The sequence below is a fragment of the Hydrococcus rivularis NIES-593 genome (assembly GCF_001904635.1).
GTDB classification, from domain to species: domain Bacteria; phylum Cyanobacteriota; class Cyanobacteriia; order Cyanobacteriales; family Microcystaceae; genus Hydrococcus; species Hydrococcus rivularis.
Genome location: NZ_MRCB01000060.1, coordinates 1 through 10,623, shown reverse-complemented (window position 1 = coordinate 10,623; position 10,623 = coordinate 1). Strand labels below are relative to the sequence as shown.

Annotated in this window: 2 protein-coding genes; both read right to left on the bottom strand. The window is 44.6% G+C overall.

Annotation, left to right across the window (positions count from 1 at the left end; all coding sequences use genetic code 11):
* Positions 1-104: 104 nt before the first annotated feature.
* Entirely contained in the window at positions 105-7,979 is a 7,875-nt protein-coding gene (locus tag NIES593_RS22925) for a type I polyketide synthase (protein ID WP_073601769.1), read from the bottom strand.
* Positions 7,980-8,224: 245 nt separating this feature from the next.
* Positions 8,225-10,099, bottom strand: coding sequence for a glycosyltransferase family 39 protein (locus NIES593_RS22920; RefSeq protein ID WP_073601768.1), 1,875 nt, complete (start codon positions 10,097-10,099; stop codon positions 8,225-8,227).
* Positions 10,100-10,623 lie beyond the last annotated feature (524 nt).

Genomic DNA, 10,623 nt, shown 5'->3' with positions numbered 1-10,623 from the left:
CCGTTAATAAGTTGGACATAGAGCCAGTATAACATAAAAATATGTCTAGGATTATCCAACTATGTCTAATTATTTAAGTTCTGCTGCCTACCCTCAAAAGTTTATTAATTCAGCTTGGCAATCTCTTGCGCGATCGCGTCGATCGTAAAATGAATCTGTTCCTCTGTATGCGTACAACTAATAAAGAAGCGCAAGCGAGAAGCATTGTAGGGCACAGAGGGATAAACCATCGGTTGGACGTTAATACCGCGTCTAGAGAGTGCCTGGGACAACTGCACGGCTTTGTAAGGTTCGCCGACAATAATGGGCACGATAGGCGAATCCTGGCTGCTTCCCGTATTGAGTCTTTTACTCTTTGCTAACTCTAGGAATAGTTTAGCGCGATCGCGCAGGCGAGACACTCGTTCGGGTTCGGCTTTGAGCAGTCGGATTGCTGCTAGTGCTGCTGCTGCGTTGGGCGGAGACATGCCAACGCTAAAGACAAAGCCGGGTGCCGTATATTTCAAATATTCCACTACTTCCCGACATCCAGCGATATAACCGCCGCAGCTAGCAAAAGATTTACTGAGCGTTCCCATCCATAAATCGACATCAGCGGGCGCAATTCCAAAATATTCGCCAATACCGCGACCATAAATCCCTAATACGCCGATTGAATGCGCTTCATCTACTAGAATAAAGGCTTTGTATTGTTTTTTTAGCTTGACAAATTCTGGTAAATATGGTAGGTCTCCATCAGTACTGTAAATTCCTTCAATCGCAATGAGGACTTTTTCATGTTCGTGGCGGCGTTGGGACAAAATGCGATCGAGAGTTTGCCAATCGTTGTGGGGGAATTCGATAATCGTTGCGCCCGATAGTTTGCACCCTTCTCGAATGCTATTGTGGCTGAGAGCATCGCAGAGAATGAGATCGTTTTTCCCAAATAAATGACCGATGGTAGTGACATTGGTGGCATGACCGCCAATGTAGGCAATGCAATCCTCTGTACCCAGAAAATCGGCAATTTCGCGCTCTAACTCTCGATGGAGCGGTCTTTCTCCCGAAACGACGCGGCTTGCCGAGACAGAAGTCCCATAACGCGCGATCGCATCCATTGCTGCTTGGGAGACAGTTGCATCCCCCGACATTCCCAGATAATTGTAGCTGGAATAGTTGATTAATTCGCGATCGCCAATTCGGATCGCATCTGCTGCAATTCCGTCGTAGACTTCAAAGAAAGGATTGCCAAGTTGCTCGACTCTTTCTAAATCTTTTCGGAGGTTGATGTACTCTGGCATCAGCCGAAACTGATAGTTTTCTGGTCTAATTTCTCTATTTATTAACGTTTCAGAAGCTTTGCTGCCATTATTATTGGGAGATTCATTGACGATCGCTTGCTCGTTAGACCGAACTATCGATTTATTAATCATTCCTGGGGTAGATGACTTTTCGTTCGATTGTATGGTTAATTGATTGATAGAATTCGGACCCGGCGATCGCACGCTCGATTGGGTGGAAAATCCATCAACGAATTCTCCCGCTGATAGTTCTTGGGCAAGATAATTTGTCAGCAATTCTATTGTTGGGTGGTCGAAAGCTGAAGTTAGCGCAATAGGAATGCCTAGACTCGCCTGGAGAGAGTTTTTAAGCTCTACAGCCATCAAAGAGTCCATTCCTAGATCGCCAAAATTTTGTTGGGGTTCGATGAGTTCGGGCGAACTGAACCCCAACACTTTCGCAACTTGCGAGCGAACGCGATCGAATAGTAGCGTTTTGCGATCGCTACTCGCTGCTGATTCTAACTGTTGTAGAAACTCAGAGCGCGACTGTAGTGAGTTTTCTTCTGATTTGGGCGTGATTGCTTCAAAGAAAGATGTTTCGGGAAGTTGTTTGAGAAAAATTGACCAATTGACGGGAAACGCACCAACCTGAGTTGCCTGCTGTTGCAGCAACGCTTTTAATAGCTGCAATCCTTGTTGCGACGCGATCGCACTCAATCCTTGCTGTTCTAATCTAGCTTGGTTTTGGGCAGATAATTCAGCCGCCATCCCCACATCTGCCCAAACTCCCCAATTAACGCTCAAAGCAGGTAATCCCATTCCTCGGCGATAATGGACAAGAGCATCCATAAATGCATTAGCCGCCGCATAATTGCCTTGACCGGGAGAACCGATTAAAGAGGCAATAGAGGAAAAACAGACAAAAAAGTCTAGCGCTAAATCTTGAGTGGCTACGTGTAGATTCCACGCGCCTTGTACTTTGGGAGCCATAACCCGCTCAAAACGCTCCCAGGTCTGTTTTAGCAGCACCCCATCATCGAGAATGCCAGCAGCGTGAATGATGCCCCTTAATTGGATTTTGGATTGAATTTTCTCAGACAAAGCAATGATTCGCGCCACATCCTCTGGTTTGGATACATCGGCTTGAACGACAATAACCTGAGCGCCTGCTTTTTCGAGTTGGCTAATCGTTTCCTGCGCTGCTTGTGAAGGTTGGCTGCGTCCGACTAAAACTAAATGCTTTGCTCCTTGCTCGACTAGCCAACGAGCTACTTGGAGTCCTAACGCTCCCAAACCTCCAGTAATCAGGTAGCTCCCATCTTTTCTAATCATAAAGGGTTGAGAGGCAATTTGTGGCAGCGAGATAACGACCTTGCCGATGTGCTTCGCTTGCGCCATATAGCGAAAAGCACTAGCTGCCTCTTCTATCGGAAATACCGTATGAGGAAGGGGACGTAGAGACCTTTGATGAAACTCCTGTATCAATTCCTCAAGCATTGAGGCGATTAAACTGGGGCGATCCTGCGATACGTTTAACAGATCGAAAGGAAAGTAAGCAACATCGGCTCTTTTTTCTCTAACTTGGCTTTCATCCCAAATACCGATTTTGCCAATTTCGACAAATCGACCTCCTGGGGCAAGAATTTCGAGATTTTTAGCAATAAATTCCCCATTGAAGCTATTGAGTACGATATCGACTCCTTGCCCGTCCGTCAACGCCATCACTTCTTCGGCAAAATCCAGCGTTCGGGAGTTCATGACGTTTTTCACGCCCATAGATTTAAGGAATTCCCACTTTTTGGGACTAGCCGTAGCCAAAACCTCTGCCCCTGCTTTTTGGGCTAATTGGATGGCTGCTTGACCGACTCCTCCCGCCGCTGAGTGTATTAATAGGCGATCGCCTTTTTTAATTTTTGCTAGATAATGAAGTCCGTAGTAAGCCGTCAGAAATGTCGTTGGAATCGTAGCAGCTTCCTCAAAGCTTAATTCCTTTGGCTTGCGAACCACAAATCGAGCATCGACCGTCACAAAACTACTTAAACTGCCAATCGCTTGCGCGGCAATGACTTCATCGCCAACTTGAAGCCCTTCAACACCTTCCCCAACTGCCACAATTTTTCCTGCGCATTCGCCGCCGAAAGGAACCTCAGCAGCATCGGCAAATCCCATCCGTTCGAGGTATTCTTTGAGCATTCCCAGCGCATTGAGAACGTCTCTAAAGTTTACCCCAGCTGCACAAACTTGAATTTCCACCTCTCCTGGGGCAGGAGAACAGCGAGTTGCCGGGGCAGGGGTTAAGTTGTCTAAAATCCCGTAGTCGGAAATTTTTAATTGGATGGGAGTATCTGACTGAGTTTGAGAAGTTCGTTGCATCAATCTGGGAACGTAACGAATTCCCTGACGATAAGCTATTTGGTCTTCGGCATCTGGGAAATACAATTCTTCTAGCAGAGTTGGAATGTCATCGCTTTTCTCAGATGGATCTAAATCTAGACATTTACATGGCAAGTCGGGGTGTTCTAATCTGATAACGCGCCTCAATCCCCACAGAGAAGATTGTTGTACTTGTATAGGAGTAGAATCCATTCCGACTGGCTGGGTTCCTCTAGTTGCTAACCAAAGCTTAGGTAATTGAGGAAAACGCGCTTTGATTAGCGCCTGAACCAGATGTAGGACACTGCCACATCCTAGAACTTGCGCTTGTTGTAAATCTGTTGTCTCTTCCAGTCCCCAGAGATGAACGATTTCACAACAAGATTTTATTTGTTCAAATAATCGCTGGAAATCTTCCGGTTGAGTTGGGTCGATCTGATAGTGTCCCTCGTCTGAGATAGCATAAGACTGACCTGGAAAAATGAGAGTGGCGCGATCGCCTTTCTCCTCAAGTGCTTTTGCTAACTTTACCCCAATTCCTCGTTGGTCTGCAAAAATCAGCCAATTCTCTGCCGTCTTCTGCCCTAGAGATTCTGCCTTCTGCCCTTTAGAAGGCTGCCAAACAACTTCGTATAACCAATCTTCTAAATTTTCTTGTTTTGGTTCTGGAACGAGCTTCTGTATCGATTGGCGGCTGACATACTGAAGTGATAAACCTTCAATTTGAGCGACTAAAATGCCATTTTCATCAAACAACTGTAAATCTGCCTTTAGTCGTTGCCCAGTAGTGTAACCGTTAGTAGGATTATCTTTCCCGACTTTAACGCGACTCCACAAATAATGGCTCGAACGGCGATAAACATGCAGTCGTTCTAATCCTACGGGTAAATAAGTTCCCCTTTCATCATTGGCAAAAGCTGCCCCTAAAAGCTGAAAACAACTGTCTAATAAGACGGGATGCAAGAGATAGTTTTCTGCTTCAAAAGTTAACGTTTCTGGTAATTGGATTTGACCTAATACTTGCCCTTTAACCTGCCAAAGTTGTTTAATTCCTTGGAAGTTCTTGCCATAGCAAAGTCCTTGCTCTCGCAATTGTTGATAGTAATCTAAAACTGAAAGTGGATTTTGAGAAAAATCTGCCTGCAACTCGGCTAACTCAGATTGAAACGGTTGTTCATTTTTATCCTCTAGGTTGACTTTTCCAGAAGCATGAAGGGTAAAAGATGATTCTGTAGTTTCTTCATTAATCGTGCTGCTAAAAATTTGAAAAGAATAGCCCGATCGAGTTTCAGGAATAAGAATTATCTGAAGCGTTTTGAGTTGGTTTTCTGGTAGAACTAAAGGCTGCGCGATCGCAAATTCTTCTAATCGCAAGCGATCCGATTTGAAGAGATTTGCCCCTGCTGCTAATGCCATTTCCAAGTAAGCTGTAGCTGGAAAAATTGGCTGAGTGTCAAGGCAATGGTCTTTTAAATAAGCAGGCGAATCCTGACTAATTTGCGCCTGAAAACGAATCTCTTTGGTGCCTGCTAAATGCAACCGTTGACCGAGTAGAGGATGATTTGGATTTTGGATTGGGGATTGACACTCATTGAATTTTGGACTTTCCCACCAGAATCGCTGACGTTGGAAAGGATAAGTTGGCAGGTGTACCAGAGTGCGAGAAGAATTGCGATCGCACTCCAACCAATCTACTTTTACTCCCCTAACATAAAGTTCGCCTAAACTTTGAAGCAATTGTTGCCAGTCGGAAGCTCCCGGACGCAAACTCGGCAACCACAAGAAGAAGTCGGAACTCGGAACTCGGAACTCGGAACTCGTAGAGACGCGAAATTTCGGATCTGTACAAAAGTCGGAAGTTTTCTTTGGCTCTAGAATAGAACGTGCCATCCCTAAAAGGGTGGGTTTGGCTCCAATTTCTACAAAGGCTTGATATCCTAGCCGATGCAGCGTTTCTATGCTTTGGGCAAAGCAGACGGGTTGCCGGATGTGGCGGCACCAATACTCTGGCGTGGCGATTTCTGAGTTAATTGCTCGTCCGGTGAGATTAGAAATTAACGTTATCTGTGGCGGGGAATAAGTAATCTGGCGAGCTACTGTTTCAAACTGGGCAAGTATTGGCTCCATCAGGGGAGAATGGAAGGCATGAGAGACATTTAGTTGTTTCGTCTCAATCCCCTCTGCTTGCAATTTGGAAACTATCCTCTCGATTGCCTGGCGCTTGCCAGAAATGACGAGATTTTCGTACCCGTTAATAGCTGCTAGATTGACTTGCTCTTGGTAGGGTGCAATAGCAGCACTAACTATCTCCTCGCTAGCGAAAACGGCTACCATTGACCCATCTTGTGGCAATTGCTGCATCAAGCGTCCCCTGGCGGCAATTAGTTTGAGTCCATCTTCTAGACTAAAAACGCCTGCTATGCAAGCAGCAACGTATTCGCCGACGCTATGACCGATAACGGCAGTAGGGGAGATGCCCCAGGATTTCCAAAGTTCGTAGAGGGCATATTCGAGGGCAAATAGGGCGGGTTGGGTATAGGCAGTTTCATCGATTGGGGAGCGGGTTTTTTTTTCGATTTGGCTGGGATACAATACCTCTAACAGAGGCTTTTCTAAATAAGGTTGCAGAATTTCGGCACATCGATCCAATGTGGCGCGAAAGGTGGGTTGAGTTTGATACAGTTGGGATCCCATCCCAACATACTGGGAACCTTGACCTGTAAATAAAAAAGCGATCTTAGAAATGCGATTGCTCGTTATCTGACTTCGTACTAATCCTGAAATTTCCTGCCCCGATGCAAAAGCTTCTAGCTGCGATCGCAATTGTTCGGTCGATTTCGTCACGATCGCCAGGCGATGGTTAAACTGCGATCGCCTGGTATTAGCCGTAAAACAAACATCGGGCAAAGATACTTCTAGATGGGATTCCAAAAACTCCTTGTATCGCCCCGCTAACTCCCTCAAAGCCTTCTCGCTTTTAGCCGAGAGAGTCAACAGATGTAGCGGACGTTCACCCTTAATAAGGGGGGCAGGGGGGATCGTCTGGGCGTGAAATTCTTCTAAAACCACATGAGCATTCGTACCCCCAAAGCCAAAAGAATTCACTCCCGCTAAAGCAGGAAAAGATCGCTCCAACCAAGGCGTTAAAGTCGTTTGCACTCGCAAGGGAAGTTTATCAAACGCGATCGCAGGGTTTGGTTCTTGGAAATGCAAGCTTGGTGGAATCTGCTTATATTTGAGCGCCAGCGCGACTTTAATCAATCCCGCAACGCCTGCGGCTGTTTCTGCATGTCCGATATTCGTTTTCACCGACCCAACAGCACAGTAATCCCCAGATTCGCGACCTTCTGCTAATACTGCTCCCAAGGCTTGCATTTCAATGGGATCGCCGATTTTTGTTCCCGTTCCGTGAGCCTCGACGTATTGGATCTGACTGGGAGAAACCCCCGCTCTGCGACAAGCTTCTCGGATAACGGCTTCCTGTGCCAAGGGATTAGGGGCTGCCAGTCCGTTCGTCCATCCGTCCTGATTGACTGCACTCCCGCGAATAACGGCATAGATATCATCGCCGTCGGCTTGCGCTTGAGAAAGAGGCTTTAAGACAACGATCCCCGCGCCTTCGCTGCGAACGTAGCCATTAGCACCCGTGTCAAAACTCTTACAGCGACCGTCACCAGACAAAAAGCCGCCTTTGGCGAATCCTACCATTACCGTTGGCAGTAAGATAACATTGACCCCGCCAGCCAAAGCCATTGTAGATTCGCCAGTCCAGATACTTTGGCAAGCCAGATGAATGGCGACTAGAGAAGAAGAACAAGCGGTATCGACGGCTAGACTGGGACCTTTGAAATCGAAGGCATAGGAGATGCGGTTAGCTGCGATGCAGTTTCCCGTTCCGGTTGTGGCGTAGGGGTCGCTCACCGGATGCTGCCAGAGCATAATGGAGTAGTCGTGAGTGCCGATACCGATAAAAACTCCCGTTTGCGTTCCCGCTAATTGTTCTGGGATTTGTCCGCCGTCTTCTAGGGCTTCCCATGCTACTTCTAGTAAAAGCCGTTGTTGGGGATCGATAGTATTGGCTTCTCGCGGTGAAATTCCGAAAAATTGAGGATCGAAGCGATCGATATCCTCTAAAAATCCGCCGCGACGAGTGTGGGTTTTACCGGGTTTAGCCGGGTCGGGATCGTAAAATCGGTCTACATCCCAGCGAGATTTTGGCACTTCAGAAATTGCTTCAACACCATTTCTCAGAAGTTGCCAAAAGGACTCAGGATTATTTGCACCAGGAAAACGACATCCTATTCCAACAATCGCAATAGGCTCTAATGGTATGGTCGATCGCATCTTTACTTAAAGTGGGCGGGTGGAAAGAAAACGAAATTGGGTGTTTGATTATTTAGTACTGGTTTGAAATTATCTAAAAAACATCAAAGTTGTTGCATAGTAGAGGAGAAACAGCGTTCCAGTCAAGAGTCATCAGCAAGGCAAAAGTAAAAAGGCAAAAGGCAAAGCAGAAATTCAGCTGCGATCGAGTTTTTAGTTTGTTTTGGGTAGAGGTTAAACATAAAACGATTTACCTTCGTAACTGATTACATGAATTTCAGATCGGTTACAAGAGAAAAGCAACTATTTTTTGCTCTTTTAACCGACCACAATGATAGGACAGTCTCGCCAGGAATTAACTGTTTGGGTTGATAAACTTGCTCGATTTGAATGTGAGCTTTATCTTTAATCCGATCTCTTAAAGTTTCAGAGGGATTAAATAAAAATATTTCCTGACAGGAATCAATGAATTGAGAGAATTGACTTGGATCGGATAAAATTCCAACTTTGACTTTTTCTTTTAAGTTATGACTCAGAGATAAAATATCTATTGTTTGTGCCGAATCAACTAAGAGAAGTGGGGTCTTAGCCTCGTTCAAAATTGTGGCAATGGGAAGATTATGAAAGTTGCGGCTTTTTTGATAGATGGGCGATTTTTCTAAGTTCAAAATTCCCGAAACTATTCCGACTGAAATCAATCCGACTGCGATCGCTTTCCAGATTTGCTGTTGCCTAGTTTTTAAAAGATAAGTAGCCTCAATCTTGCTAGCTAATAAATAAGCTACTGCCAATTGGATTCCTAACTGAAAAGGCATTAAATATCTAGGAGCGCCAGAACTTTGATCCTTTGAAATTACATCATTGAGGATTAAAATCATAGGGGTTGATAGAGTTTGTGTCAAAACAAATAAACTAACTTGCTTGGGCGCTTTCGTAACAACAAAAAAAATTGAGAAAACAGTCAAACTCAGCAACCCTAAAGCAATTAAAATACCTATAGTTGCAACGGGTTCGAGCGCAGAATAAATAGGCAAATGATTAAAGTTAATGACAATACTAAATATTAAAATTAAAGGGGTTGAAATAGGCAAGCTGTAAATCAATAACTTAGCTTTTTGTTTTTTTCTAGATTTAAAAAAAATAAAATAAATTAAGAGAGCGATCGCAACGATCGAAACAAGAACAATTAACAGCTCTACAATTTTGAGATGTTCGAGAGAATTAGAAAGGGGAAGGTCGCCAAAAGTTAGGAGAATAGTAGCTACAAAAATGGCTGCAATAAATGAAATTTCTACTGATTCTCTAACCCAGGTTGTATTATCTTGGAGCAACTGCCAGTGATGAAAAATCACGACCGCCCAAGGAACAAAAACAATTAAGGCAATCCCCAAGGCGATTAGATGATTTCTTACTGTTTTCGTATAACGAAAATTTTCTAAAACAATGACATAAAATCCCTGCCCAACAGTAACTAAAAAAGACAATAGAGAAGTATAAAATCCCAAAATTAAAGTGACGGCATAGAAACCCCAACTCTGACGAGTATTAAGGCGAATGGCTCTCAAAAGCGCAACGCCAGATAGTAAAATCGTCACTGTCCACAAACTGTAGGGACGCGCTTCCTGGGCGTAGGCAATATAGAACGGAGAAACGCTAAAAAGCGCGATCGCCATCCATTTTACCCACGGAGATTTAAATAATTCCTGACATAACCAAAAAAGACAGGGAAATGCCAATAAACCAAGCGCAACAGACAAGCTTCTCGTTGCCGTTACCGAACTGCCAAATAACTGTCGCCAAAATCTCGCCATCAAAAAATACAGCGGAGTATGTTCTGGACTTTGCATCAAGGCATTGAACGTATCGCCTAAATCTCGATCTGGACTCAGTTTTTGATAGCGCTGCAAGTCCTCGATTCCAATGACTCCCCTATCGGCAAGTTGCTCGACAATCTCCTGTCTGGTATAGCCTGCGGTACGAGTTGCCGTGGCAACTTCATCAACCCAAAAAATTTTGCGATCGAGGTTGGCACAGCGAAAGAACAGCCCCAACAGAAAAATAACAATAACAAGAAACAGCCAAGCTCGGCGAACAATTCTATTGCAAGTTTTGTTGCGATCGCCAATCGACGATAGAGTCATATAGTTGTTTGTCAGTTGTCCTTTGTCTTTTGTCCTTTGTCATTTTGCATTTGTCAATATTCACCTTGTCCTCGGAGTCTCCTTGTTCCCTTGTCTCTCAGTCTTCCCGTTTCCCTCTCAGAAGTTCCTCCTCCTCAATCATCGATTTCTGAGATTTGATATGTCAGTTTGTAAATTTTTTGATAATAATGATTAAAGATGGATTAGGACATTAACCGCCCAAATCCTCTTTTAGTATCGGGAAATAGTCCTTATGGGGCTAGTTTAAGAAATGTTGATAGTTCGCCGAGAGGGTTTCCAAGCGGCGAAATGGGGAAAACCTTTCCCATCTCAAAAAAATCGTCAGTAAACTGACTGTATTTTCGTCATCTCACAGATTACAATAAGTGAGACCTAAGTCCCGAACTAAAAAAACCTAACGTTAAGAAATCTTGCCTTTGATTTCAGTTAAGCAAGAGGATATGAAACTATGACCATAGCAATGGGACGCGCGCAAGCACAGAGAGGATGGTTTGACGTCCTCG

Bases quoted from the DNA above. Each gene is read 5' to 3' on its own strand.
- NIES593_RS22920 (WP_073601768.1), bottom strand. From the start codon at position 10,099: ATGACTCTATCGTCGATTGGCGATCGCAACAAAACTTGCAATAGAATT.
- NIES593_RS22925 (WP_073601769.1), bottom strand. From the start codon at position 7,979: ATGCGATCGACCATACCATTAGAGCCTATTGCGATTGTTGGAATAGGA.